Below are 26794 nucleotides of genomic sequence, written 5' to 3' on the forward strand. Positions count from 1 at the left end.
TTCATATCTTTAAAATAAAAAGGAAAATTGTATGATCGGACAAATTTTAATTGTGCTTATCGCAATATTACATGTCTATATTTTAGTATTAGAGATGTTTTTGTGGGACAAACCTTATGGCATGAAAGCCTTTGGAAATAATGCCGAAAAAGCAAAACTCACTAAAGTAATGGCACAAAACCAAGGTCTTTATAATGGCTTTTTAGCAGTAGGGTTATTCTGGTCTTTATTGGCAGATGCACCATTTGCGACATCTATTGCCAATTTCTTTTTAGGTTGTGTACTGATTGCTGGTATTTATGGCGGGCTGACTGCCAGTAAAAAGATTATTTATATTCAGGCAGTTCCAGCATTGATTGCTTTAGTCGCTGTTAATTTTTTATGATGAGCTGAAATCTAGGTAATACTTTTAATTTCACGACGGAGCTTTAATCCGTGAGATTAGATACTATCAGCTAATTCTGTTACTTTTGTTTTGGCAAAAGTAACCAAAACCATTGTCATCTGCAAAACCTGTTGTTTTGCATCATCTATCCACTCTCTTGCAAAAACATTCATTTATAATCATAGGCAGGTTGCAGATGACGTTTAGCACAAGCAGATTGTGGTTTAAGTATCTTTAGTCAAACTGCACGATATTGAAGTTTATAGTTAAGCGTTGGATCTAGATTAAATATGTGGGCGTTATTTTTAAAGTGTATGTTGGGGGCCGGGGTTGTCCTCATCATTTCAATTTTATCGAAAAGTAAGGCCTTTTATATTGCAGGGTTGGTCCCACTTTTTCCTACATTCGCTTTGATTGCCCACGTGATTGTTTACCAGCAAAAAGGGGTGGAGGCGTTACAAAAAACGGCTCTGTTTGGCCTATGGTCACTTATTCCCTATGCCATTTATTTAGTTGCTGTTTATGTGCTGGCAACGCGTATGTCGATGTGGTCATGTCTAGGACTGGCAACTCTATGTTGGGTGGTCGCTGCGGCAGGTTTGATTTACGGCTGGCAGTGGTTTCAAAGTTAAATTTAAGGCTGACCATTTAACGAAGTAAATAGTCAGAGCCTCATCTTGATTTAGATCTGGTCCAAACCTAACCATTGTCTTTGGTGGTAGGCACTATCCCAAAACAACCATTCAAGTTTTGCACCCATGGTGTAAGCGGCATGCATTTTTTCTAAAGTGTCTGCATCACAACGTGCTGCAACTTTATCTACTGTCGCAATCACATTACGAACCGCTGTATGGAACTCTTCACCAGCGTAAGTATCAATCCATACTTGGTAAGGGTTGTTAGGAATTGATTTATTCACAATATCTTTACCCACTTCGGCATAAATCCAGAAGCAAGGTAACAATGCTGCAAGTACGACAGGGTAGCTCTCAGACCAAGCAGTTGCGGTCAAAAATGAAGTGTAATGATGGCCTGCCAAGGTCAACGGCGTATTTTTAAATTCTTCTTTTGTGACACCAAAGTTTTTCATGAAGTCATCATGCAAGCTGCGCTCAACCACAATTGCAATTTTAGCGGCATCTGAAAATTGCATGATATCGTCAGCCTCGAAAGCTTTCGCAGCTGCAACAGCAAGCACACGGCCATAAGCTACTAAATATTGGGCATCTTGAATGACATAATGACAAAAAGCTTCTTTATCTAAAGTACCGTTAGCAAGTTCTTGATTAAAAGGCAGGTCGAGAATTTTTTGGTATAAATTTAAATTACGTTGCCAAAGTTCTTGAGAAAAAAGCATAAAACATTCCATTTAAAATAAGATAGCTAAACCGGATTTTAAATCAATTTTAAAATACAAAAATAATAATGATAGATATATCGCAAGAAAATATTTAATACGATTAATGAGTTAATTAAATGTTATAAATTTCTTTATTAAACATACAGATAAAGGAAATTGAATAACGGCACAAAACATCATCGTTTTGTGGTTAATTATCGATATAATAGCCGCGGTTTTTAAGAAAGATTAAATTTATTCTTGGTATAGGTCTGATCCATGAAGCATTTCCGATTTTCGATATTTTTTACGGTGGTGTGTTTAGCACTATCCGCGTATTGGGGTTTTACCCACGGACCTGAAGCCGGCGTGTCTACCATGCTTAAAGCTTTAACAATTACAGCAATTTTAGCTGTAATGGAGGTCTCTTTATCTTTTGACAACGCTGTCGTAAATGCATCGGTTCTACGTAATTGGGACCCGTTCTGGAAAATGATCTTTTTAACGGTAGGTATTTTAATCGCCGTTTTTGGTATGCGTTTAGTTTTCCCTGTTGTAATTGTTGCAGTGACTGCAGATATGGGTGTTATTGAAGTGGCTAAATTGGCACTCAATGATCCGAAAACTTACTCTGATCGTTTAATGGCACACCATGCTGAAATTTCAGCTTTTGGTGGAACATTCCTATTACTGGTGTTCTTAAACTTCTTTTTTGATGACGAAAAAGAAACCCATTGGTTTAGATGGCTTGAATCTAAACTTGCAAGCTTGGCAAGCGTACCGGCAATGTCTGTATTTCTGGCTTTGATTGCCTTAATCGTGATGGCTGCTTATGTGGATGAAGTTCACCGCTTAGCTGTGGTCATGGCAGGTATTTGGGGCATTGTGGTTTATATTGGCGTTGAAGTACTCAGTCATTTATTAGGTGGTGAGCCTGAAATTGATGAAAATGGTAATGCTGTATTACAAGATGGATCAGGTGCTGCTTCTGGTGTGGTGAAAGCAGGTTTAGGTGGTTTCTTATATCTTGAAGTATTAGATGCATCATTCAGTTTTGATGGCGTAATCGGTGCATTTGCGATTACCAGCGACGTGGTCGTGATTATGCTCGGTCTTGCAATCGGTGCTATTTTTGTCCGTTCAATGACAGTTTACCTTGTAGAAAAAGGCACACTAGATGCCTATGTGTTCTTGGAACATGGCGCGCATTATGCAATTGGTGCTTTAGCATTCATTATGATTGCAAGTGGTACTGGCGTACATGTACCTGAAGTTGTCACAGGTTTAATTGGTGTAGCGTTCATTGTTTGGGCTGTTATTGCTTCAATTCAATATTCAAAGCGCGAGCAACAGTCGCCTTAAGCTAATTTTCAGCAAACTTCGATAGAATAAAGAGGCTAAATGCCTCTTTATTTTTTTAAGCCCAAATCGTTATTTTAAATAAGGTGTCCCGTATTTTTAGAAACGAATCGGCTTATAATTTACCTAGTTTGATAACGTGTATTGATATGATGAATGCTTTGGAACGTCGCTCAACTTTTGCCTTAAGTAGTATTTTCGCGCTACGCATGTTGGGCTTGTTCATGATTATTCCTGTCTTTTCTGTAGTTGGACAGTCATATCAATATGCGACTCCAGCACTCATTGGTTTGGCTGTGGGCGTTTACGGCTTAAGTCAGGCGATTTTACAAATTCCATTTAGCTTACTAGCAGACCGTTTTAGCCGTAAACCACTGGTGGTATTTGGACTATTACTCTTTGCCATTGGTGGTGCAATTGCGGGGTTATCTGACACGATTTATGGCGTGATTATTGGCCGTGCTATCGCTGGCGCGGGTGCAGTTTCGGCAGTTGTCATGGCGCTTTTAGCCGATGTGACGCGTGAAGAACAGCGTACTAAAGCCATGGCTGCAATGGGCATGAGTATTGGCCTGTCTTTTGTCGTGGCGTTTAGTCTTGGGCCTTGGCTCACAAGCCTTGTCGGTATTTCTGGTTTGTTCTTTGTGACGACCATTATGGGCTTAATCGCGATTTTGATGTTATTGCTCGTACCTAAAGTAACTCGTCATCATCGTAATTATCAGCAAGGCTACATGGCGCAGCTTAGGCAAGTTATTCAAATGGGTGATTTAAACCGTTTACACGTTTCGGTTTTTGCATTGCATTTATTGCTGACCGCCATGTTTATTTATGTGCCTTCACAACTCATTGAGTTTGCCCATATTCCTCTGGCGAGCCATGGTCTGGTGTATTTACCACTGTTAGTCATTAGTCTGTTCTTTGCATTTCCAAGCATTATTATTGCTGAAAAATATCGCAAAATGCGCGGGATTTTCTTAACAGCTATTACAGGCATTATTGCAGGTTTACTATTACTGATATTTGGTTATCAATCAAAATATGTATTACTTGCCGGTCTAGGTATTTTCTTTATTGCATTTAATGTGATGGAAGCTTTATTACCTTCTTGGTTGTCGAAGTCTGCTCCAATCCAGTCAAAAGCCACTGCTATGGGGGTAAATGCCAGTAGTCAATTTTTAGGCGCTTTTTTTGGTGGCACGTTAGGTGGTCAATTATTGATGTTACATAATACTGCGATTGGATGGAGTGTCTTGGCAGGGATTGCTATAATATGGTTGCTAATTAGTTTTGGTTTAGCTCAGCCGCGGTATTTGTCATCGATTGTGTTGCCATTGCCGCAAGTGCAACAGGTGAATGAGTGGACCACACAGCTATTGGCAATTCGTGGTATTGAAGAAGTTGTGGTGATGCCTGACCAGCAAGTTGCTTATATTAAAGTCGATAAACAGTCTCTAGATGATGCTGCGCGACGTGATTTAACGCAGTTGTTCGGTAAAGAGGTAGCCATTTAAGCATAACTCTTATAAAGTAAAACATAGAAATGTATAGGATGAAGACAGCTAATGCGTGGTGTAAATAAGGTTATTTTGGTTGGTACTTTGGGTCGTGATCCTGAAACAAAAACTTTTCCAAATGGGGGCTCGTTGACCCAATTTTCAATCGCGACAAGTGAAGCTTGGACTGATAAAAATACCGGTGAACGTAAAGAACAAACAGAATGGCACCGTATTGTTTTGCATAACCGTTTAGGGGAAATTGCTCAGCAGTTCTTACGTAAAGGTTCTAAGGTTTATATTGAAGGTTCATTACGTACGCGTCAGTGGACAGACCAAAATGGCCAAGAGCGTTATACAACAGAAATCCGTGGCGACCAGATGCAAATGTTAGATGCTCGTCAACAAGGTGAACAAGGTTTCGCTGGTGGTAATGATTTTAATCAACCACGTTTTAACGCACCTCAACAAGGTGGTAATGGTTATCAAAACAATAACAACCAAGGTGGCGGCTACGGCCAAAACAGCGGTGGTTATGGTAGCCAAGGTGGTTTTGGTAATAATGGTGGCAACAGCCCACAAGGTGGTGGTTTCGCTCCTAAAGCGCCACAACAACCAGCGTCTGCACCAGCTGATTTAGACGACGATTTACCGTTCTAATTAAAGTTTCGAAAAAGGCGAGTTTATCTCGCCTTTTTTATTACTCAATCCCAAGCAAACGTATAATTGCCGTACTCGCAGCTGCTAAGCAAATCACCAATAAAAGTGGTACTTTTTTCCAAACTAAGAACAGTGCTAGGGCCACCCCAAATATTCGTGCGAAACCCGCGAAATTTTGACCTTCAAAAAATGTCGTCGTCACAGCAATTGCACAGAGCAAGACCGTTGCGCCGTTTGAGAGTAAAACTTGGTATTTTTCAGAAAAATTAAACTTGGCACCTAAGTGAAAACCAGCAAAGCGAATACCATAGGTTCCAAGTGCTAACAAACCTATACCTAAAATAATGAGTAATTGTTGACTCATTTCTTTCTACCAAATATTAAGCCAAAAAGTGAAATCAGAATTGGAAGTCCTGAAGCTAAAAAGGGCGTGGTGATCAGCGCTAAAGTTGATCCAGCAAATGCAGCTTTTCGAGTGGTTTTATTCTTTAAAGCATTAAAAGTAAATGCAATTAAAATGGCTGGGAAAATGGCATCTAAACCAAAAGTTTTCGGGTCTGGAATAGCGCTTCCAATAAAATAACCTGCTGTTACACCGAGCGGCCAACTGAACATGATGCCTATTCCACATAACCAGTACGCAGCCTTTTTCGTTTCGAAATCGGGCTGTGCCATGCCAAACAAAACGCTTTCGTCGTTCATGATGTGAGACCCAAAATATTGAGAATATTTGCCTCGAATCAGTTCATTGACCGCAATACCAAAAGGTAAATGCCTTAAATTGACGAGTAGTCCTGCAATAGCAGCCGCAATTGGGCTACCTCCTACAGCCAAGAATCCAATAAAAATAAATTCAGCAGTTCCTGCGAGCACAAATACGGATAGACAAAGCGGAATCCAGAGTGCTAAGCCATAACTTGCGGCGAGTGAACCTAAAGACATACCAACGACACTCGTCGCTAGACACACAAAGAAAATCGAGCGAGTTGTGTCTTTACTGAGTTTTTTAATGAGAGCGTATGTAGTCATAGCATGATATAACGAACGTTTTTCCATTATAATGAATAAGTCTGATTGTTTTGTCAAAACGAACGATCGTTTTTTTTATAGAACGGATAGAATGAATGTCTCAGCCAATTGAAATTATTGCCAAAGGTTTAACGCGTGAACGCCAAAGAGCAGGGCTTTCATTGGCAGAGGTTGCCCGTCGTGCAGGCGTTGCAAAGTCTACACTTTCACAATTAGAGGCAGGCCAAGGTAACCCAAGCATTGAAACCTTATGGGCACTTTGTGTGGCGTTAAATATTCCATTTGCACGTTTGATGGAAGAACCGAGCAATCAGGTACAAGTCATTCGCTGTGGCGATGGTCCAACAGTGAGCTCAGAGATTGCTAATTACAAAGCAATTTTGCTTGCGACTTGTCCGCCTCATGCGCGCCGTGATGTTTATTTATTGATTGTGGAGCCGGGTGAAGACCGGCTTTCAGAGCCACATCCAGTTGGTTCTGTAGAGCATATTATTGTGATTGAAGGGAAAGCTTTGGTGGGTTTAATTGATGAAGCGGTAGAGCTTGGTGTTGGAGACTATATTTGCTATCCAGCTGACCAGAAACATATATTTAGAGCGTTGCAAACAGGCACAAAAGCGTTGTTAATCTCTGAACAGAACTAAAGATTTTCAATCTGATTAAAATAAAAACAAAAAGCCATTTAGCAGTATCCGCTACAAAAAGGGCCAATTTTGCGTATAAATTTTGCAATTGGCTCTCTCTTTTATTACAAAAATGGCTCTCGTTTCTTGAGTGCCGAAACGACAAATTAAAGCTATTGGAAGTATGCATACGGAAGCGCCGGATAAGCTCAGTGAATTTTCTGTTTTAGGAATTGGGCAGAACGGCTAAATTTTTAGGGGATATTTTTTGGCTTCGGAGGATTTCCGAGACTAGCCGATATCCTCCATATATTAAGGAAAATGATATGGCAGCTCATCAAAATGGTTCTGAAGCCAATCACTCCCAAAGTTTAAAACATGGACTTAAATCACGCCACCTCACCATGATCTCGATTGCTGGGGTTATTGGCGGTTCTCTGTTTGTTGGCTCAGGCAGTATTATCTACAACACCGGCCCTGTGGTATTTCTAACCTACGCATTAGGTGGTTTACTCGTTTGGTTCATCATGCGTATGTTAGGCGAGATGGCCGTTTTAAATCCTGATAGTGGCTCTTTTTCAACCTATGCGGATCGTGCAATTGGTCGTTGGGCAGGGTTTTCAATTGGCTGGTTGTACTGGTGTACTTTGGCAATGCTCATGGGGTGGGAAGCTTATGTTGCAGGTAAAATTCTAAACAACTGGTTCCCGTTTATACCGATCTGGGCCTATATGGTCGTGGTGATTGGTGCACTTGTTGTCGTTAATTTGCAAAACGTGAAAAACTATGGCGAGTTTGAGTTCTGGTTTGCGCTCATTAAAGTCATCGCGATTGTTATTTTCCTTGTGATTGGTAGTTTAGCCATCATGCATTTGTGGCCTTGGGGCAATCCGGCTGCTTCTGGTATTAGTAACCTAACTTCTCAAGGCTTTATGCCTAATGGTGGTTCATCCGTTATTACCGCCTTGCTTGGGGTCATGTTCGCCTATATTGGCGCTGAAATTGTGACTGTAGCAGCAGCAGAATCGGCAAACCCATCTAAAGAAATTCGTAAGGCATCGAACTCGGTGGTTTGGCGAATTATTTTATTCTATGTCGGCTCAATGTTCGTTGCGGTATGTTTGATTCCCCACAACAATGAACTTTTGAAAGATTCAACTTGGGGTACTTATAGTGTGACTCTGTCTGCCCTTGGCATTCCGGGTGCGCGCCATATCGTTAACTTTGTGGTTTTAACATCGGTATGTAGTTGCTTTAACTCAGCACTTTACACATGTTCACGTATGTTGTTCTCTTTAGCTAAACGTGGTGATGCACCGAAAAGTTTTGGTTCTGTAAACAGTAAAAGCAGCCCTTGGGTTGGGGTGATTGTGTCATGCTTCTTCTCAGTGATTGCAGTAATTTTAACTGCAACCGAGAGTATGAATGTTTATGACTTTTTCATGCTAACGACTGGTGCAGCAACACTGTATGTATACCTGACCATTGCATATTCTCAGCTTCGTATGCGTAAGAAACTTGAAGCGGAAGGCGTAAAAATTGACTTTAAAATGTGGATGTTCCCTTATCTAACATACGTGGTGATCTTTGCAATTATTGGTGCAATTCTTACCATGTTGATTGAAGGCACCTACTTTAAAGAAGTGATTTACACTACAGCATTGTTCGGCATTATTGTGTTCTTCGGATTGTTGTCCGAAAAATTGGGTTGGGGTAAAGATCGTAGAGCGACTCATTTAACTCACAGCCATGAAGAAAAGTTAGTTTAGAATCTTTAAACAAAAAGAGCCTCACAATCAGGCTCTTTTTTTATTTGTCTTAATAATAGACAACCGTTAATTCAGCGTAGGTACACCTGCTTCACGTAAGCATTGGAGCAAGACGCCAAAAGCCATCACCATGTCTTTTTCATTTACGCATGCAAAGCCCATGAGCAATCCACGTTCGGCATGTGCATGCGACTGCATGTAGTACTGAGACAGTGGACGAACTTTAACACCACGTTCAAGCGCAGTCGCCGCAATCGCGACATCATCGCAAGCGTTTGGCAGTTTTAAAACCAGATGTAACCCCGCGGCTTCATCATATTCATGAATAAATTCGGGGCCAAGGTAACGTTGAATTAAACTCACCAAGTAGTCACGGCGTTTGCCATAAAGTAGGCGCATACGGCGAATATGGGCTTCATAATGGCCTTCACGAATAAATTCAGCGAGGGCTTTTTGCTCAAGCAAATGGCCCCCACGATAAAGCTCGGCTGCCACGATACGTAGTGGTGAAAAAAGTGGTTTAGGTACGACCAAATAACCAATTCTTAAGGATGGATAAATGGTTTTACTAAACGTGCCCATATATAGCACAGGTGCATCATTCTCTAAGCCTTGTAAAGCTGGATAGGGCTGGCCCGAGAAACGGAACTCACTGTCATAGTCATCTTCGACAATCCAGCTATTGTGCTGACGTGCGATTTGAATCAATTGTCTGCGACGATCAAGACTTAAATGTGAGCCAAGCGGATATTGATGTGAAGGTGTGACAAAAATGAGTTTAGGCGGAACCGCTGGATTTTCTTCAGGAATAATGCCTTCAGCATCGACAGGCATCGGCTGAATATCAAGACCATTAATACGTAACGTATTACGCATTCCCCAATAAGCGGGATCTTCAATCCAGATTTTATCTCCCATATCGCTAAGGGCACGAGAGACTAAGTCGATCGCTTGGTGAATGCCTTCGGTAATAATAATCTGGTCCGCATCGCACTGAACCGAACGTGCAACGCGTAAGTAATCTGCCAACGCACTTCTAAGTTCAATACATCCACCCGCATTGCTGTAAATAAGACGGTTAATATCTGGTTCACGGCTTAAACGTGCTTGAATGCGACTAAAAATATGATGCGGAAACTCAGTCACATCGGGTGCTCCCGGCACAAAAGCTCCCCATTGGTGTGGTGAAGCTGCAGCATAACCCAATAAGTTGGAACCACGCTGTGATAAAGCATAAGAGCTTTGAGCTTTCGGACTTGAAACCACTTTTTTCTTATTTTGTGTATTTAAAAAACTCTCTGGTAATTTTTCGGCAACCCAAGTGCCATGTCCCGTACGAGCTTCTAAGTAGCCTTCAGCTTGTAGTTGTTCATAGGCAGTAAGCACTGTATTTCTTGAAACATGAATTTCACTGGCTAAGTCGCGTGATGCAGGTAGACGGGTCTTGGGTTGGATGACTCCATCAATAATGGCACCACGCAGGCAACGGAAAAGGCGTTGATGTAGTTTCCCTTCAGTGTCCTGTTGGAGTCGTTGCAGCAAATGATCTCCAAGTAAACTACGCAATTGGCTCTCTCCTACAGTTAAAAAGTGGCTCTCGTCAGTTGGCACCAGACGAGCGAAATTACATGCATAGGCAGTCGTTGTAAAGCACCCTGAAAATTAAGCACAGGATGCAAAAAACCAAAGCTGCAACTGATGATGAAAATATGAGGGAATCAAATGGATAATCAACATTCTGCACTTAACGCACGTAAACAGCAAGCAACTCCACGTGGTGTAGGCGTGATGTGTCAGTGGTATGCGGAAAAAGCTGAAAATGCTACGCTTTGGGACAAGGAAGGCAACCAATTTATCGACTTTGCTGGTGGTATCGCGGTTTTAAATACAGGCCATCGCCACCCTAAAGTGATTGCAGCGGTGACTGAACAACTTACTAAATTTACGCATACTGCCTATCAAGTTACACCATATGAAAGCTATGTAGCTTTAGCTGAGCGTATTAATGAGCGCGCGCCAATTGCTGGTTCTGCCAAGTCAGCTTTTTTCACAACTGGTGCAGAAGCAGTTGAAAATGCGGTGAAGATTGCTCGTTGTTATACAGGTCGTCACGGCATTATCACTTTTGGTAATGGTTTCCACGGTCGTTCATTCATGACTATGGCAATGACGGGTAAAACAGCACCTTACAAACGTGATTTCGGTGTAATGCCAGCGGGTGTATTCCACGCACGTTACCCTGTGCCTGCTAAAGGTATTTCAGTAGACGCGGCAATTGAAAGCGTTGAAGATATTTTCAGTGAAGATATTGCACCACATGATGTTGCAGCAATCGTGCTTGAGCCAGTACAAGGTGAGGGCGGTTTTAATGTTGTGCCAGCTGAATTCTTAAAACGTTTACGCTCAATTTGCGACAAGCACGGTATTTTACTTGTCGCTGACGAAGTGCAATCAGGTTTTGCTCGTACTGGTAAATTGTTCGCAATGAACTATTACGAGACTAAAGCAGACCTCATTACGATGGCGAAAAGCTTGGGCGGCGGTTTCCCAATTTCAGGTGTTGTTGGCCGTGCAGAAGTAATGGATGCACCAAACCCAGGTGGACTAGGTGGTACTTACGCAGGTAGCCCGATTGCGGTTGCAGCTGCACACGCGGTAATTGATGCAATTGAAGAAGAAAACCTATGCGACCGTGCAAATGAATTAGGTGCTGAGTTGGTTGTTGCACTTAAAGATATTCAGCAAGCAACAGGTGACGTAGTAACTGATATTCGTGCATTGGGTTCAATGGTTGCGGTAGAACTTGAAACAGCTGAACAAGCAAAAGTTGTACAAAACTATGCAATGGAAAACGGGTTGTTACTTCTTACTTGTGGTAAATACGGTAATGTAATTCGTTTCTTATATCCATTAACCATTCCTGCTGAGCAATTCCGTCAAGGTCTTGATATCTTGAAACAAGGTTTTGCGACACTAAAAGCAGGTAGTGCAAAAGCAATGGAGCAATCTGCATGATTCAAAATAATTTGCAGTATTTATTAAAACATCCTGATATCTCATTAGAAGCACCTGCATCAAATGACTATGTCGAGGTAAATGATGCTGCTACGGGTGAAACTTTGGCATGGGTAAAAACCTATGACCGTGCAGGGGTTGAAGCCGCAATTAATCGTTCAGCAAAAGCGCAAGCTGCTTGGAAAAAGCAAACTGCTTTGGCTCGTGCTGATGTGCTATTGGCATGGTACAACCTCATGCTTGAGCACAAAGAAAATCTGGCTCAAATTTTAACAGCTGAGCAAGGTAAACCATTGGCAGAAGCACGTGGTGAAATTGGTTATGCAGCATCATTCATACGCTGGTTTGCCGAGCAAGCACGCCGTATTGATGGTGAAGTCTTAACACCTACCTTGCCAAATCAACGTTTGCTCGTGATTAAACAAGCGATTGGGGTAACTGCGGCAATTACGCCGTGGAACTTCCCAGCTGCCATGATTACGCGTAAAGCCGGTCCAGCGATTGCTGCGGGTTGTTCAATGTTGGTTAAACCAGCAGAGCAAACTCCGTTAACCGCTTATGCGCTTGAAGTATTGGCTTTACAAGCGGGTTTACCAGCGGATGTTTTAATTAACATTAGTGGTGATGCGGTTGAAGTCGGCAAAACCCTATGCGAAAGCGATATTGTTCGTAAGTTAAGCTTCACAGGTTCAACCCAAGTGGGCCGTATCTTGATGCAACAATGTGCGCCAACCATTAAAAAGCTTTCACTTGAACTTGGTGGTAACGCACCAGTTGTGGTATTTGACGATGCCAATCTTGAACAAGCTGTTCAGGGCATTATGGCAAGTAAATATCGCAACAGCGGTCAAACCTGTGTTTGCGCTAACCGTATTTATGTTCAAGACGGTATTTACGATGCATTGGCAGAGCGTCTGGTTGAAGCTGTATCTAAGCTTAAAGTTGGTGATGGCCGTCAAGAAGGTTCAACTCAAGGGCCTTTAATTGATGAAGATGCGATTGCAAAAGTTCAGTCTCATATTGCAGATGCAACCGAGAAAGGCGCAACAGTTCGTATTGGTGGTCAACGCTCGGCACTTGGTGGCACATTCTTTGAGCCAACAGTTTTAACTGGCGTAACTCAAGACATGAAAGTGTCTAAAGAAGAAACTTTTGGTCCGCTTGCACCGCTATTCCGCTTTAAAACTGAAGATGAAGCAGTGGCAATGGCGAACGATACCGAGTTTGGTTTAGCTGCTTATTTATTTACTCAAAGCACAGCGCGTCAATGGCGAGTGGGTGAGGCACTTGAGTACGGAATGGTCGGCATTAACACAGGCGCAATTTCAAATGAAGTTGCTCCGTTTGGTGGCGTAAAACAGTCAGGTCTAGGCCGTGAAGGTTCAAAATTCGGCATCGAAGAATATGTTGAAATGAAATACCTCTGCGTAGACTTATCTGAGTAAGGAACCAAACGAGTTCGTTTTGTTCTGAACGAAAACATACAGTTATGCTGTATGTGATGTGTCACAAAAAACCGGTCATGCCCATTCATGACCGGTTTTTTATTTAAGTCGGTAGGTATCCTTCATGGCTTTCTGGTAAACGTCTGAGTTCTTCTATCAGTGTTTCAATGAGTTTTTCGACCACAAGGCGTTGTCCTTTTCGGGACACATAAACCAGTTGTAGCATACCAATATTAGACTTCCAGTCAGGAAGAATATGAACCAGTGTGCCTTTACGAATTTCAGATTCGACAGTTAAAAAGGGAAGGTCGGCAATACCTAAACCATCCATCACGGCATAGTAGACACCTGCCAAATCATTACTTTTGATTCGTGGTTGATAAGGGATATCAACCGATTCACCGTTGCGGATATTGCATAAATGCCAAATGTAATTTTGCTTTTGAGTCCCTAAGCTAATACTTGGAAATTCCTGTAATTCGGAATAATTCTCGATGGTGCGACCTTGCAGTAATTCAGGCGAAGCCACTAGGCAATGGTCAGTTTTAATCACATCACGAACAATTAAATTTGAATCTTCATTCGGTTCGAAATTGGTACGAATGGCGAGGTCGATATCATCATGCAGAATGTCTACTCGACGGCTCGTCAGCTCAAGCGATATTTCAACTTTAGGGTAGGTTTTTAAAAACTGATTTAAAATTTTTCTAATTTGAAAATGCATCATTAAAGGTGGGCAGCTTACTTTTATTACCCCTTGCGGTTCACTTTTTTGTTTTAACAAAACGTTTTCTGCACATTCAACTTGAGCAATAACTTTGCAGCATTCCTCATAAAATTCTTGACCTAAATCGGTCACTTTAAAATGGCGGGTTGTTCTTTGAATGAGGCTCACATTAAATTTATTTTCAAGATCAATAATGCGTCGGCTGAGCTTGGATTTACTAATATTTTCGGCTTCACTGGCCGCACTAAAGCCGCCGTGTTTTACGACCAAATAAAAATAATAAAAATCATCAAAAGAGCTTATCAATGTCAGATCAATCCATTTAAATTTAAGATTAGAGCGCTTAGGCACTCTAATCTTAACAATTCAGCTTATTTTTGCGATGTATTAAAACTATAGCTGGTCATCAGGTTGCGATAATCAGGAATATGATTTGAGAAGAGTGCACCTAGACCTTCCACATCATTACGCCAGTCACGGTGTAACTCACATGCCATACCAAACCAAGTCATCAGCTGAGCGCCTGCTTTTGACATACGGTCCCAAGCAGCATCACGGGTTAATTCATTGAAAGTACCAGAAGCATCAGTAATCACAAACACTTCAAAACCTTCTGCGAGAGCAGATAAAGCGGGGAATGCCACACAAACCTCAGTGACTACACCAGCAATAATCAGTTGTTTTTTACCTGTCGCTTTGACCGCTTTTACGAAGTCTTCATTGTCCCATGCATTGATTTGACCAGGACGTGGAATAAAAGGCGCATCTGGAAAAAGCTCTTTTAATTCTGGAACTAAAGGACCGTTTGGACCGTTTTCAAAACTCGTGGTAAGAATAGTCGGTAAATTAAAATATTTCGCAGCATCTGCAAGTGCTAATACATTATTTTTAAATTTGTCTGGATCGATATCTCGAACTAAAGAAAGTAAACCTGCTTGGTGGTCAACTAAAAGAACCGCAGCATTATCCTTGTCTAAACGTACGTAATCTTGAGCCATTTTTTATTTCCTCGTGTTATCAAAATAAATAATCAAAAATTATTATGTAGGTCATCAGTGCCTAAAATTATGCTAGATGAGTTTGTTGTCGTGATTAAGTCTAAAAAATAGGATTAAGAATTTTAAAAATAGGACGATCTTAAAAAGAATAACTCAAACTTTATGATTGTCTCATAGATGAAATAATGTGTTGCTAATCCTGATCTATAAACTGCAATTATTGAGGCGTAAAATCAATCTCAGTTCAAGAAAATCCTACATATATAGGAGAGATCAGATGAAGAAATTTCTTGGTGCATATCAAAATAACCACATGCATTGGGTGGGTGATGGTTTCCCTGTATATAACCTGTTCTCTTATGACCGTTTAGGCCAAACCCTAAGCCCATTTTTGTTACTCGATTATGCAGCGCCTTATAACTTCTCACCAACGACCGAACAGCAAGGTGTAGGCTCGCATCCACACCGTGGCTTTGAAACAGTGACAATCGCCTATCAAGGTGAAGTGACTCATAAAGACTCAAGCGGTGGCGGCGGAACCATTAAAACTGGTGATGTGCAATGGATGACTGCGGGTGCAGGCGTGTTGCATGAAGAGTTCCATTCTCCTGAATTTGCAGAGCATGGTGGTCTTTTTGAAATGGTGCAATTGTGGGTCAATTTACCTGCTCATTCAAAAATGACGCCTGGAAAATACCAAGCAATAGAAGCGAAAGATATTCCAGACATTGCACTAGACGAGCACGGTAGTCATTTGCGTGTGATTGCTGGTGAATATGCAGATGCAAAAGGTGCAGCAACGACATTTAGTCCATTAAATGTATGGGATGCTAAATTGGCTAAAGGCCAAAAACATACCCTTTATGTACCTGAAGGTCACACTACGCTTGTTGTGATATTAGATGGCGCAGTTGTGGTCAATGATGCAAATCGTCTTGAAGGTAAAACCGTTGCGATTTTGTCTCGTGAGGGTGTTGAGTTTAGTTTGAATGCAGAAGAAGATACCAAATTCTTAGTGTTAACTGGCCAACCACTCAATGAACCAATCGAAGGTTATGGTCCATTCGTAATGAATACCAAAGCTGAGATTATGGAAGCGATTAATGATTTTAATCGTGGAAAATTCGGTTCAATTATGCAAGAAGCTTAAATTGCTAAATGGCATTTAATTAAGCTCTAAAAGCAAAGTAATAAAAAGCCCGCTATCAAGTATGAATAGCGGGCTTTTTCGCTGTAAAGTTTCTATTTTTATGATGGTTTGCATTGTTGTTTCGGCATTGTTTTGTGTGATTTGCTTCTCATTATTATGAGTTAATAATATATTAAAAAAAGATGCTTGTAAAACAAATGATATAAATATAGTTAAATTATCTTATTTTATTTAAAAGATTTTTTTTAAATTTTTAAAAAATATAAGGTCTTATAGAGTTCTCTGGTTTTGTAAAAAAATATAAAAAATGAGACGAGTGAGCTGTTAAATATTTTCTATATAAATTGATGCAAAAAATAAAAATCTGGTAGTTTTTAATACGGTGTTTTTTTAGGGTATGAGTGATAATCAAAAAAATTCTCGAAAAATGGGACATCATTTTGAATATCGCAATTATTGGCAGTGGAATGGCAGGGCTTGCGGCAGCAAGAATTCTGAAAGATGCAGGGCATACGATCACGATATTTGAAGCACTTCCTGGCCGGGGAATGGATAGCCATAGCATTGAGTTCGATGGTGGAATTATTGATGCACCGCTACGTGTGATGAATCCTCACTTATGGAAAAATACACTTAGCCTTGCTGCTCATTTAGGCATTAAAACCTTCCCTGTTCGTACTTATATGTCTTGTAGCTGGTTATTCGAAGATCGTACGGAAACATGGTTAACGACTTCTCGTAGCCGTATTGGTAATTTCCCGATTATTAATAACCGTAAAGGCATCCAGCAATATGGCTGGCGTCTTGTGAAAGGGATGTTGCAATTAAAAACTGCGATTCACCAGTTTTTCAAATCTAAAAATCAAGATATTACCCTCGCTGAATTTATTAATCAGAACGATATTGAAGAAGTATTCTGGCATGGTGTGGTTATGCCAGTGCTTTATACAATTTGTACGTGTAATCCAAAAACAATTGGCGATTGGCCTGCAAAAAACTTACTTGAGTTTTTACGTCACTTAACTGATGGCGACATGTTGTTGCGCATGAAAGGTGGCACACCAGCATTTGTAGATAGCTTGATTAAAGGCATCGATATCCATAGTGGATCGGCAATTAAGAAAGTTGAACTACAAGGCGAAAAAGTACTGGTTGAAAACAGCCAAGGTGAACAGAACTTATTTGATCGAGTGATTGTTGCAACCCCAACATCTAAAATCGATGAGTTTTTAAATCCTGAACAGTTTGCAGAAGATATGAACTTGCTTAAGCAATTCCGCTTTGAACAAGGCGATCTTGTGATTCATACCGATGCGACAGTCATGCCGCCACGCCGTAAAGACTGGTCAGTGTTGAGCTACATGATGGACCGTAAGTTTACACGTCAGCAATTCACGGTATGGATGAATGCGGTTGAGCCAACACTCGTGGGTAAAAATCCTGTATTCCAAACTTGGCGTCCAGTGGTTGATATTGACCCTAAAAAAGTGATTTCAAAAGTGACTTTAACGCGTGCAGTTGTAGACTCGCAAACGGTTGCTTTAAACAAAGAATTGCAACAACGTCATTTAGACCCAAGCCGTAAAGTATTTTACTGTGGTTCATGGTCGTGCGATGGCTTGCCAATTTTAGAGTCAGCAGTCACTTCTGCAATGCATATTGCTGAAATTTTAGGTGCACCTTTACCGTTTGTAGGTTTAAAACCTAAGGTAGAAGTTGCCCCAGAACTCGGCTACTAAAATTGTGAAAATAAAAGTTCGAGCAGCTCTCTCTCGACTCATTCCCCATAAATATGCAATTGATGCATCAAACTTGGGAGATGATGGGGAGCTTGCTTGGACAAATTTGGGTTTTTGGAAAAATACCCAAAACTATCGTGAAGCTTGTCGCCAATTGGCTGACCATTTGGCACAAGCTGTCAATTTAAATTCAAAAGATCATCTCTTAGATTTAGGCTGCGGACAGGGTGCAAGTTTGTTGCACTGGTTACAGCACTATCAGCCTAAAAGCCTCAGCGCAGTTGACTTACAAGCCCAATGCGTTCATAAAATTCAAAATCTTATTCCCGAAATAAGTCAGATTTTCTGCGGTTCATTTTTAAATTTAAAACAATTTGAATTTAAACAAGGCTTCGATGTAGTCCTCTGTATTGATGCGGCTTATCACAGCAATTTAAATTCATTTCTAGATTCGGTTACACCAGTTTTAAATTCAAAAGGTCGATTAGGTTTTCATTACTTAATGCGTGCCGACTCATGTCAAAACATGACTGCCCTACAAGAACAAAAGCATCGGTATTTACTCAAAGCAGCAGACGTTGTTTGGGAGGCTGTGCCAAATGAGAAAATGCTAAGAACTACCTTGGAACAACAAGGTTTTGTCGATATTCAAATTGAAGATTTATCCGAGCAAGTATTACTCGGTTTTTCACAGTATATTCAAAATCAGCAACGACAAAATCAAAGCCGAGGGTTGGCAAATTTTAAAATTCAAATGACTGCAAAGTTATGCCAACAACTCTACCAAAATGGATATGTACGTTATATTCAAATTACAGCAATAAAAAAATAGGATGAGCCATGTCAGCCAAATATCAAGGATCGTGTTTGTGTGGAGCGGTGAGCTACCAAAGCGAAGCAGAGCCACGTTATAGCTTTAATTGCCACTGTAGGGATTGTCAGAAGGCCACAGGTTCAGCCTATGCACCCATCGCTTTTTTTCACCAATCTGAATTGAAAGTAAGTGGCGAGCTTAAATATTTTGAGTCTTTAGGATCTTCTGGCCGACCTATTAAACGAGCTTTTTGCCCGACTTGTGGTTCCCAGCTTTTTGGCTTACCTGAAATTGCTCCTGAAATGATTTCAATACGTGCAGGTACTTTGGATGACCCTAGTCTTTATCAGCCTAGAGCAGAGGTGTTTGTGAGCCAAGCCTATGCTTGGGATACGCTGAGCCCCAACCTTAAACACTTTGAAAAAATGATAGAGAAGAGAAAAGAAGGATAGAGATAGTCTGACAAGCTCGTAAGCCTTTTCTTACAGACATTCGGGAAAATGACTTCTTTCTATGACCCTACAAATTACCTATGATGAACTCATCAGGAACAGGAAGTTCCGAAACGTAAAACAACAATAATAAGTTTAAGCATCAGGACGTGAGGTATTACAGGAAGTGTACCTAGTAACGAAATACGAAAAAAGCCCAACAGGATGTTGGGCTTTTTTCATTTTGTATTAATAAACTTGTTTTCCACCCAATGCTGCACAATCAACAGGTGTATTCCATTTCACCGCAGTACCTGTAAGTACGGGACGAACAATACGCCATGGCCAGAAGCCAAATCTTTGGCTTTGGTGATAATTAATCACTACATCTGCACCGTATTTACGAGCAATATTGGCTAATTTAGGTTTTACTTCTTCAAAACCCCCATAAGTTCCTTTTGCGGCTTTAATACGTTTAATAGATTTATAGTGCTCTGCTGAAGGAGTACCCTCAATTAAGCAAATAGGTGGGTTTGCAATAGTTTGTATTTGAGAAGCTGTATCTTGAGCAAATGCAGTTAAAGGTAAAGCTAGAAATAAAGTAGGTAAAATAAAACGGAGTCTCATATTTTTCCTTGTTAGTATCTTAATGAATTAAAGTTTATAAATAGGTCCTATTAACAGGTCCCTATTTGGTGGCGCATTATAATCTTATATTTTTAATATTTATTATTTTAATATTATATTTTTTAATAAATTAGAGGGACTATATTTAGTTTTTAAAATAATAATTTTTTTAGAAATTTATTTTTAACTTCATATTTATAATAAATTTTTAGGTAAGTATATTTCTTCAAAACATGATGAATAGACTATGCCTAAAGTTATAGACAACAAAAAACCCCATAAATCAAATATTCATGAGGTTTAATGATGGTGCCGGCACACGGATTCGAACTGTGGACCTACTGATTACAAGTCAGTTGCTCTACCAACTGAGCTATGCCGGCGATGTGGTGAGAATTTTACAGTTTCTTAAAAAAATTACAAGCCAAAAAATGAGCAGTTAGATGTTTTCTCATATCTGATCATGGCAAACAGTTTAAAGAATGGGATAGGAAGGAATAAGTCGCTGTTCACGTGCTAAGTCAATGAAAGCACGTAGTGCAGCGCTCGGATGTTTTCCTTGCGGGTAATATAAACATAGACCCGCATAGTGAGGTGTCCAATCTTCCAAAACACGTATGAGTCGACCTTGTTCGATGAGAGGAGCTACAAACCAATGGCCTGTATAAGCTAAGCCAATACCAGATAAAGCACTATCAATGGCTAACATATAGGTATCAATTGTAAGATGCCCTGAAACATCGACTGTTAAAGATTCATTGTTTTGAGTAAATTCCCATTTATAAATTTTACCGCTAGGTAATCGTAGGCGAATGCATTCATGCTTTAACAAATCAGAAGGTATGTGGGGCATACCATGTGTATTTAGATAAGCTGGTGTTGCAACTACTGCCATGCTTTGCTTAGGGCCTATTTCAATGGCAACCATATCTTGTGGGACGGTACTGGCGAAACGTATACCAGCATCAAAACCTTCTTTCACAATATCAATAAATTCTCCGTCAGAAACGAGATCAACTCGCACATCCGGATAGCGACGGATATATTCAATGATTACAGAATGCAGAATTTGCCGAGACATACCTTCTTCTGCATTGATTCTTAATGTTCCTGAAGGAGTGGCGCGACGGTCTAATGTCTCTTGAACAGCAAGATCAATTTGTTCCAAGGCTGGGGTAATACGATTTAAAAACTGTAGTCCTGCTTCGGTCAGTGAAACACTACGAGTTGTACGATTAAATAAGCGTATCCCTAAATGATGTTCTAGCTGAGCAATATTTCGGCTGAGTGCTGAAGATGACATATCGAGTTCAACTGCTGCTGACCGAAAATTACGGTGGTTGGCAAGCGCAATTACCGCTTTTAGATCCGTTAGGCTAGTGTTATTCATTGTCCCGATTTCTGCATTAATTCATCCCATATTATCCCTCTTATAACAAGAATCTTGTAGGGCTACAATCGAAAGCATCAATTTACATAAGGCTTAGATATATGGCTCACCAAATTTTATTGCCATCAATCATTCAACACTATTTTGAATCAGATCGGCAGACGGCAGAAGCAGTAGTTGCTTGTTTTACAGAGCATGGTGTCGTGCGCGATGAAGGACACGAATATATGGGCCATAAGGCTATCTTAGGCTGGAAACAGCAAGCTTCGACTCAATACGAATATTATGCTGAACCACTGAGTATAGAGATGCAGAACGGAAAGCATGTGGTTTTGGCACGTGTAGAAGGTAACTTCCCCGGTAGTCCGATCAACTTACATTATGCCTTCCAGTTAACCGATGAAAAAATTGAAGTATTGGAGATTACCGTATGAATTTTCCTTTACAACTCTTAGGAAAAAAGGCGTTAGTAACAGGTGGTAGTAAAGGAACAGGAGCCGCTGTTGTAAGAGCATTACATGAGGTAGGTGCGGAAGTCATGACTGCTGCTCGTCATCCTGTAGGGGATTTACCACAAAATGTACATTTTATTGAAGCTGATTTAACTACAGCTAAAGGATGCAGCGAGGTAGTGCAGGCTGTGCAGAAACACTGGGGGGAAATTGATATTGTTGTACACGTTTTAGGTGGTTCATCTGCTCCGGCAGGCGGATTTGCTGTATTGGGCGATGAAGAGTGGGAGCGAGAAATTAATTTAAATTTAATGCCTGCCATTCGTCTGGATCGGGCATTGATACCTCTGATGTTAGAGCAAGGTTCTGGTGTCATTATTCATGTAACTTCCATTCAGAGAGAACTGCCTTTACCAGAATCAACGACTGCATACGCAGCAGCAAAAGCGGCGTTATCTACATATAGTAAAAGTTTATCTAAAGAGATTTCTCCAAAGGGAATACGTGTTGTTCGCGTTGCGCCGGGATGGATTGAAACCGAAGCTGCTGTGGCTTTGGCAGAGCGTCTTGCACTTGAAGCGGAAACAAATTATGAAGGTGGGAAGCAAATCATTATGAATGCTTTGGGTGGAATTCCGTTAGGGCGCCCAAATAAACCTGAAGAGGTGGCAGATTTGATTACTTATTTGGTCTCTGAACGGGCTTCGGCGATTACGGGTACTGAGTTTGTGATTGATGGTGGTACAGTGCCGACTGTGTGAAATATAAAGATGCGTGCTATCTGCTTTTATGAAGACAGCACGCTGTTTGATTTATTGAGTTTTCAACACATAGATAAACGAATCAATACGTTCGCCACTATTTAAAGTAACTTGCACAGGTACTCTTTCATAGCCTTCACCTTCAAAGTCATCGAGTAATTTCCAGTTCGCGTCTAGCTGTTCTGAGCTAAAAACAAAACCTTGCACTTGATTGCTACTATCATCGAGTACAATTCCCGGATAGCCTAAATCTGCTCCCCAGCCTTCATTGCGCAAGCTTCCGTTTACCCAACCTTCTGACCATTGTCCGCCAATATTTTCAAGTATATGTGCATTAGGACGACCCGGGCCTAAAGTGCCATAAACAAATAAACTCGACATGTGATTTTCCTTTACTTTAAAAATTAATGCGCTTTCGCGTGTGTGGTATAAACCGCTAAAAATATTCCAAATAATGAAAGTACAACGGTTAAAGCTACAATTGCATTCCACCCGCCGTGTAGCCAAAACCAACCGCCCGCCGAGCCGACAATACTTGAGCCCATATAGTAAAAAAGTAAGTAGAGTGAACTGGCGTGGGCTTTAGCTTGTTTACTTTCAGCACCTACAGAACTACTTGTAAGTGAGTGGGTAATAAAGAAACCCGTAGTAATAAATGCAATGCCAATAATAATGCCGAAAAGTGAGGTGAGTAGGGTCATGAGGCTACCCACAATCATGAGTGCAAAGCCACTCATCATCATGGTTTTTTTACCGAAACGCTCGGCTAGCGTTCCTGCCAACGATGAAGACACCATGCCAAAGCTATACGACAAGAAAATAAGGCTAATTTGCGTCTGACTGAGTGAATAAGGCGCTCCACTTAAACGGAAAGTGGCATAGTTAAACAAGGTCACAAACACGCTAGTGAGCAAGAACCCAATGGCAAACAGACGTAATAGTTTTGTATTGGTTAAATGGGTACGCCACATTTGCATATGAAATCCTAAATTCAGCCCTTTTTTCTGTACAAAATTACGTGAGGCTGGCAGTAGATTGACGAAGGCGATTGAGCAAATAAAACAGATTGCGCCAAGTAAACCTAAAGCTGTGCGCCATGAAAAATACTCAATTAAAATACCCATGCCGACACGGCCCATCATGCCACCAAAAGCCGTACCTGCAATATATAGACCCATGGTTTTACCCAAGTGCTCAGGTGCAATTTCTTCGGCAATCCACGCCATAGTGACTGCGGGTACACCACCGAGCAGCAAACCTTCTAGAGCACGCGCCATCAGTAAGCTGTGCCAGTTCGGGGTAAACATTGAGATAATATTTAAAATTGCGGCACATAACATTGATGTAAAGATCACGCCACGACGGCCAATCGCTTGTGAAAAGGCACTTGATAGCACAATTGAAATGGCTAAAAAGGCCGTTGTTAATGACAGTGCTAAAGAGCTACTCGCAGGGCTAATTTGGAAACTTTGACTAAATGCAGGTAAGAGTGGCTGTACACAATAAATTAGAGAGAAGCTAGCAAAACCTACCAAGAATAAAGCAAATCCTGCATGCTTATAGGCTTTAGTGCCTTTGTGAATCCACTCGCGGGACAGAACAGAAGTTGTCTCAGTACTTAAGGTACTGGGTGTAGATGAAGAGTTCATATCATGACCATGACAGAAAGAAAGTGCAGTGCTTGTGGGCATACTGCATCGAGAAAATTCGATAAATTAAAATTAGCAATTTGAAAGGTATTTTTCTAATATATTTAACAATGGATCATGATATGTTTTATATATAGCGATGGAACTAAGACATATACGCTACTTTTTAGCGGTAGCAGAAGAAAAAAACTTTACCAAAGCTGCGCAGCGCTTAAACATGAGCCAGCCGCCTTTAAGCATGCAAATACGAGACTTAGAAGAAGAGCTGGGTGCAGACTTATTTATTCGATCACCTCATGGGGTGGAGCTAACTGAAGCTGGGCTTGCCTTTTTAAATGCCATTCAGCCTGTACAGCAGCGTGTGGAAGATGCAGCGAACCTTGTTAAACAAGTGGCAAATGGCGAAGTCGGTCAATTGCGATTAGGCTTTACAGGGACTTCAATGTTGAACCCTTTAATTCCTAAATGTGTTCGCTATTTCCAGCAGCAATATCCGAAAGTGAATTTAAAACTTGAAGAAGCCAACACTTTACTGCTCATTGACCTGTTGCTCGATGACCGTTTAGATGTCGCGATTATTCGCTCGCCACGCAACATTCCAGACAGTTTAATTATTCAAGAATTATTGGCAGAGCCACTCATTGCTGCTTTGCCTTCCGAGTCTTTTCAACTCGACGATGCATCACCAGAAATTGATTTAACGGCACTACGAGAGCTTGATTTTATTGTCTCGCCGCCTTCCATTAGCGCAGGGCTTTTTGATGCGATTAAACAAGCCTGCCATGAGCGCGGCTTTGAACCAAAAATTGGACAAAACGCTCCACAAATTGTGTCTATTTTATCGTTAGTATCTGCAAATTTAGGGGTGTCTTTGGTTCCCGAGTCGACCAAACAATTGCAAATACAAGGTGTGGCTTATCGCTCTTTGAAAGCGCCTGTACCTACGGTGGGTTTAGGACTTGCTTATAAAAAACACGCCCCTTCACAAATGGCGATTAACTTTGCCAGTGTGGTGCAAGTGGCTTGCCACCACGCAGAGGAATATCAATGAATTGGCTAGCTTGTTTTCGGCGCTTTATTCATTAAAAAAATGCCGGCAATAATAAAAATTGCGCCATATAAAAACGATAAAGTTGGCTGTTCATGAATGAAAACCCATGCCATAAGCGCTGCGAAAATAGGTTCTGAAAGCTCGGTCACCTGTACCTTGGCCGCACTCATATAAGACAACGCTTTGGTGGTACAGAAAAAGCCGAGGATGGTTGGCAGCACAGCTAAACCAACTAAACCTAAAACAATGTCACTATTAAAGTTTATGGTGTGTAAATTTATTAAAAACGGAACAGCAAGATAAACACTGCCAAACAGCAATAAATACTTGGTTAGAAACAGGCCGCCGTTTAATTTGAACTTTTTAACTAAAACCGAAAATAGGCCATAACCTGTGCCAGCAATAGAAGCATTGACCAGCATTAAAAGGCTATTTTCACCTTTCCACGAAATAATACTAATACCCGCGACAGCCAATAATGTTCCAATAAGAGAATGAATATAGATACTTTCTTTTAAAATAAACCGACCAAAAAATAGGGCAGAGATGGCAGCCGAAGCCATGAGTACCACCACAACATTAGCTGCTGCACCGTGGTTGTAGGCAATGGTTTCGAAAAAGAATAGCGAGAAAATCCCTAAAAAAGCACATATGGCAATTTGAGTAAAAACGCTGAGTTTACTTGGCGTGCTGCTAATGTATGCAATCTTTTGGCTAACAGGAACTTTAAATAAAAACACACTTAAAAAGAAAAAGGCGATGATGGTTTTTAAAAAGGCAATATCTTGTGGGCTTAAACCGCTGTGCATGAGTAATTTACTAATTACGCCAATAGAGGCATTAAGTGCAGCCGCACAAAGTGCAAATAGGGTTCCAATAATTAAATTATTCACTCTTATAATTCTTCCTAAGTTTTATGCATGCAGTCTACAATATTTTTTGGATGAATATTCAATTAAAATAATCAGTTAACACTTCATATTTATAAAGATTTATTCTGAATTAATTTAATAAACTCTATAAAAACTTAAATGCTTGTAATAGACTTTTGTTTCAGAGAATTGTGATTTATAGAGCTTACTCATATTATATAATTAGTTAATTATTAAAGAATTTTAAAAATGATTAAATCGATTATTTCAGGTTGCGCGGTTCTCACACTTTCGGCATTGGCGGTGACTCATGCAGAGTTTTCTTTTGAACAAGAACTACAACAAAGCTGTAATAAAGTGAAGCAATACGCGAGCTTAGGTAAGAAAAACTACGACCAAAAACAATATAAAAAAGCGCTCGAAAATTTCCAAAACCAAGCCTCTTGGACTGCATTTTGTAAAGCTAATGCAGATGAAACTACAGTTAAATTTACTGACCGAGATATTGAAGTTGCCAACAATAACGTGGGCTTAGCCTATGCCAGATTGGGTCAGCCACTTTGGGCAAGAGCATGGTTTATGCTTGATGAAAAATCAAAGTCGAGTCAGTTCAATCTTAAGCAATTACCAACACCTAAAGCCTCAAATGATTTGTCAGGTGAATATGTGCGTTACTCAGGTTTTGGTGAGTGGGATCACATTACGGTAAGCCGTAAGCAGGGCCAATATGCAATTAGCTATGCTGGTTTATATATGGGACTTAGAAGCTTGATCTATGGCCCAAATATGGGTGAGTTTGACACCAAAATGCCGACTAATAAAAAGCAAACGATTTATAAAAATGAAGACTGCCGTATTCAGCTCGATTTTAAATCTAATGCGAAATTAGGAAATTATATTCAGGTCAAACAAAACGAGGGCAACTCGGGTTGTGGCTTTGGACATAACGTTTATGCCGATGGAACGTATTTAAAAGTTGAGTCTGGGAAATAATAAATTTTTTAGTTTTATTT

The 26794-nt window shown here is 40.6% G+C and carries 28 protein-coding genes and 1 tRNA gene; 17 read left to right on the forward strand and 12 right to left on the reverse strand.

Annotated features, from left to right (window positions below):
- Positions 1 to 31: 31 nt before the first annotated feature.
- Together F931_RS19080 and glpM are read left to right on the forward strand one after the other, a co-directional pair.
- Complete coding sequence (locus tag F931_RS19080) at positions 32 to 385, forward strand: DUF1304 domain-containing protein (RefSeq protein ID WP_016142795.1); 354 nt, start codon at positions 32 to 34, stop codon at positions 383 to 385.
- 290 nt (positions 386 to 675) lie between these two features.
- Positions 676 to 1017, forward strand: coding sequence for a GlpM family protein (glpM, locus tag F931_RS19085; protein WP_016142796.1), 342 nt, complete (start codon positions 676 to 678; stop codon positions 1015 to 1017).
- A 50-nt stretch (positions 1018 to 1067) separates the two neighbouring features.
- Here glpM and tenA read toward each other — a convergent pair whose 3' ends face one another.
- Positions 1068 to 1742, reverse strand: a complete 675-nt coding sequence (gene tenA / locus F931_RS19090; protein ID WP_016142797.1) for a thiaminase II — start codon at positions 1740 to 1742, stop codon at positions 1068 to 1070.
- Between the two features lie 261 nt (positions 1743 to 2003).
- Between tenA and F931_RS19095 the strand changes: the two genes are divergently transcribed.
- The 3 genes from F931_RS19095 (at position 2004) to ssb (ending at position 5239) form a co-directional block, all read left to right on the forward strand.
- Positions 2004 to 3086 (forward strand): DUF475 domain-containing protein, encoded by a 1083-nt coding sequence (locus F931_RS19095; protein ID WP_016142798.1) that lies wholly within the window; start codon positions 2004 to 2006, stop codon positions 3084 to 3086.
- A 146-nt stretch (positions 3087 to 3232) separates the two neighbouring features.
- Entirely contained in the window at positions 3233 to 4597 is a 1365-nt protein-coding gene (gene yajR / locus F931_RS19100) for an MFS transporter (RefSeq protein ID WP_016142799.1), read from the forward strand.
- Positions 4598 to 4648: 51 nt separating this feature from the next.
- Entirely contained in the window at positions 4649 to 5239 is a 591-nt protein-coding gene (ssb, locus tag F931_RS19105; RefSeq protein ID WP_016142800.1) for a single-stranded DNA-binding protein, read from the forward strand.
- Positions 5240 to 5279: 40 nt separating this feature from the next.
- Here the strand turns inward: ssb and F931_RS19110 are convergent, their stop codons facing one another.
- On the reverse strand, positions 5280 to 5603 hold the full coding sequence (locus F931_RS19110; protein ID WP_016142801.1) for an AzlD domain-containing protein: 324 nt from the start codon (positions 5601 to 5603) through the stop codon (positions 5280 to 5282).
- Positions 5600 to 6295: an AzlC family ABC transporter permease gene (locus F931_RS19115; protein WP_016142802.1), complete on the reverse strand. Its 696-nt coding sequence runs from the start codon at positions 6293 to 6295 to the stop codon at positions 5600 to 5602. Before F931_RS19115 ends, F931_RS19110 begins: the two co-directional genes overlap by 4 nt.
- Positions 6296 to 6363: 68 nt before the next feature.
- On the opposite strand from F931_RS19115, the gene ydcN reads away from it, so the two are divergent.
- Positions 6364 to 6912, forward strand: a complete 549-nt coding sequence (ydcN, locus tag F931_RS19120) for a helix-turn-helix domain-containing protein (RefSeq protein ID WP_016142803.1) — start codon at positions 6364 to 6366, stop codon at positions 6910 to 6912.
- 305 nt (positions 6913 to 7217) lie between these two features.
- Positions 7218 to 8660, forward strand: a complete 1443-nt coding sequence (locus F931_RS19125; protein ID WP_016142804.1) for an amino acid permease — start codon at positions 7218 to 7220, stop codon at positions 8658 to 8660.
- A gap of 66 nt (positions 8661 to 8726) precedes the next feature.
- Here the strand turns inward: F931_RS19125 and F931_RS19130 are convergent, their stop codons facing one another.
- Positions 8727 to 10226: a MocR-like pyridoxine biosynthesis transcription factor PdxR gene (locus F931_RS19130; protein ID WP_016142805.1), complete on the reverse strand. Its 1500-nt coding sequence runs from the start codon at positions 10224 to 10226 to the stop codon at positions 8727 to 8729.
- Between the two features lie 156 nt (positions 10227 to 10382).
- Here F931_RS19130 and gabT point away from each other — a divergent pair, with 156 nt between their 5' ends.
- Positions 10383 to 11675, forward strand: coding sequence for a 4-aminobutyrate--2-oxoglutarate transaminase (gene gabT, locus F931_RS19135; protein ID WP_016142806.1), 1293 nt, complete (start codon positions 10383 to 10385; stop codon positions 11673 to 11675).
- The gene (locus F931_RS19140; protein WP_016142807.1) at positions 11672 to 13120 is read left to right on the forward strand and encodes an NAD-dependent succinate-semialdehyde dehydrogenase; all 1449 of its coding nucleotides are present in this window, start codon (positions 11672 to 11674) and stop codon (positions 13118 to 13120) included. The genes gabT and F931_RS19140 overlap by 4 nt, the downstream gene beginning before the upstream one ends.
- 103 nt (positions 13121 to 13223) lie before the next feature.
- Here the strand turns inward: F931_RS19140 and F931_RS19145 are convergent, their stop codons facing one another.
- Positions 13224 to 14198, reverse strand: coding sequence for a LysR substrate-binding domain-containing protein (locus tag F931_RS19145; RefSeq protein ID WP_016142808.1), 975 nt, complete (start codon positions 14196 to 14198; stop codon positions 13224 to 13226).
- Between the two features lie 20 nt (positions 14199 to 14218).
- Positions 14219 to 14845, reverse strand: a complete 627-nt coding sequence (ycaC, locus tag F931_RS19150) for an isochorismate family cysteine hydrolase YcaC (RefSeq protein WP_002052204.1) — start codon at positions 14843 to 14845, stop codon at positions 14219 to 14221.
- A gap of 277 nt (positions 14846 to 15122) precedes the next feature.
- Here ycaC and F931_RS19155 point away from each other — a divergent pair, with 277 nt between their 5' ends.
- From F931_RS19155 to F931_RS19170, 4 genes are all read left to right on the forward strand, one after another.
- Positions 15123 to 15995: a pirin family protein gene (locus F931_RS19155; protein WP_016142809.1), complete on the forward strand. Its 873-nt coding sequence runs from the start codon at positions 15123 to 15125 to the stop codon at positions 15993 to 15995.
- Positions 15996 to 16435: 440 nt separating this feature from the next.
- Positions 16436 to 17734, forward strand: a complete 1299-nt coding sequence (locus F931_RS19160; protein WP_050501297.1) for an FAD-dependent oxidoreductase — start codon at positions 16436 to 16438, stop codon at positions 17732 to 17734.
- Between the two features lie 4 nt (positions 17735 to 17738).
- A complete protein-coding gene (chiG, locus tag F931_RS19165) occupies positions 17739 to 18566 on the forward strand; it encodes an SAM-dependent methyltransferase (RefSeq protein ID WP_025470428.1) in 828 nt (275 codons plus the stop codon).
- Positions 18567 to 18574: 8 nt separating this feature from the next.
- Positions 18575 to 19000: a GFA family protein gene (locus F931_RS19170; protein WP_016142811.1), complete on the forward strand. Its 426-nt coding sequence runs from the start codon at positions 18575 to 18577 to the stop codon at positions 18998 to 19000.
- A 228-nt stretch (positions 19001 to 19228) separates the two neighbouring features.
- On the opposite strand, the gene F931_RS19175 is transcribed toward F931_RS19170, so the two are convergent.
- From F931_RS19175 to F931_RS19185, 3 genes are all read right to left on the reverse strand, one after another.
- Positions 19229 to 19606, reverse strand: a complete 378-nt coding sequence (locus tag F931_RS19175) for a hypothetical protein (protein WP_016142812.1) — start codon at positions 19604 to 19606, stop codon at positions 19229 to 19231.
- 307 nt (positions 19607 to 19913) lie between these two features.
- Positions 19914 to 19989 (reverse strand) — tRNA-Thr (locus tag F931_RS19180).
- A gap of 92 nt (positions 19990 to 20081) precedes the next feature.
- On the reverse strand, positions 20082 to 20996 hold the full coding sequence (locus F931_RS19185; RefSeq protein WP_016142813.1) for a LysR family transcriptional regulator: 915 nt from the start codon (positions 20994 to 20996) through the stop codon (positions 20082 to 20084).
- 101 nt (positions 20997 to 21097) lie between these two features.
- Between F931_RS19185 and F931_RS19190 the strand changes: the two genes are divergently transcribed.
- Positions 21098 to 21430, forward strand: coding sequence for a nuclear transport factor 2 family protein (locus F931_RS19190; protein ID WP_016142814.1), 333 nt, complete (start codon positions 21098 to 21100; stop codon positions 21428 to 21430).
- Positions 21427 to 22209: an SDR family oxidoreductase gene (locus F931_RS19195; protein ID WP_016142815.1), complete on the forward strand. Its 783-nt coding sequence runs from the start codon at positions 21427 to 21429 to the stop codon at positions 22207 to 22209. The genes F931_RS19190 and F931_RS19195 overlap by 4 nt, the downstream gene beginning before the upstream one ends.
- Positions 22210 to 22260: 51 nt before the next feature.
- On the opposite strand, the gene F931_RS19200 is transcribed toward F931_RS19195, so the two are convergent.
- Together F931_RS19200 and sxtP are read right to left on the reverse strand one after the other, a co-directional pair.
- Complete coding sequence (locus F931_RS19200) at positions 22261 to 22590, reverse strand: gamma-glutamylcyclotransferase family protein (protein WP_016142816.1); 330 nt, start codon at positions 22588 to 22590, stop codon at positions 22261 to 22263.
- Between the two features lie 23 nt (positions 22591 to 22613).
- Entirely contained in the window at positions 22614 to 23858 is a 1245-nt protein-coding gene (gene sxtP / locus F931_RS19205) for a multidrug efflux MFS transporter SxtP (RefSeq protein ID WP_025470429.1), read from the reverse strand.
- 139 nt (positions 23859 to 23997) lie between these two features.
- Here sxtP and sxtR point away from each other — a divergent pair, with 139 nt between their 5' ends.
- Entirely contained in the window at positions 23998 to 24909 is a 912-nt protein-coding gene (sxtR, locus tag F931_RS19210) for a multidrug efflux pump transcriptional activator SxtR (protein WP_016142818.1), read from the forward strand.
- 5 nt (positions 24910 to 24914) lie between these two features.
- Here the strand turns inward: sxtR and F931_RS19215 are convergent, their stop codons facing one another.
- Positions 24915 to 25802: a DMT family transporter gene (locus F931_RS19215; RefSeq protein ID WP_016142819.1), complete on the reverse strand. Its 888-nt coding sequence runs from the start codon at positions 25800 to 25802 to the stop codon at positions 24915 to 24917.
- A 228-nt stretch (positions 25803 to 26030) separates the two neighbouring features.
- Between F931_RS19215 and F931_RS19220 the strand changes: the two genes are divergently transcribed.
- Positions 26031 to 26774: a hypothetical protein gene (locus F931_RS19220; RefSeq protein ID WP_016142820.1), complete on the forward strand. Its 744-nt coding sequence runs from the start codon at positions 26031 to 26033 to the stop codon at positions 26772 to 26774.
- Positions 26775 to 26794 lie beyond the last annotated feature (20 nt).

Origin of the sequence: Acinetobacter pittii ANC 4050 (assembly GCF_000399685.1) — a bacterium.
GTDB lineage: Bacteria > Pseudomonadota > Gammaproteobacteria > Pseudomonadales > Moraxellaceae > Acinetobacter > Acinetobacter pittii_E.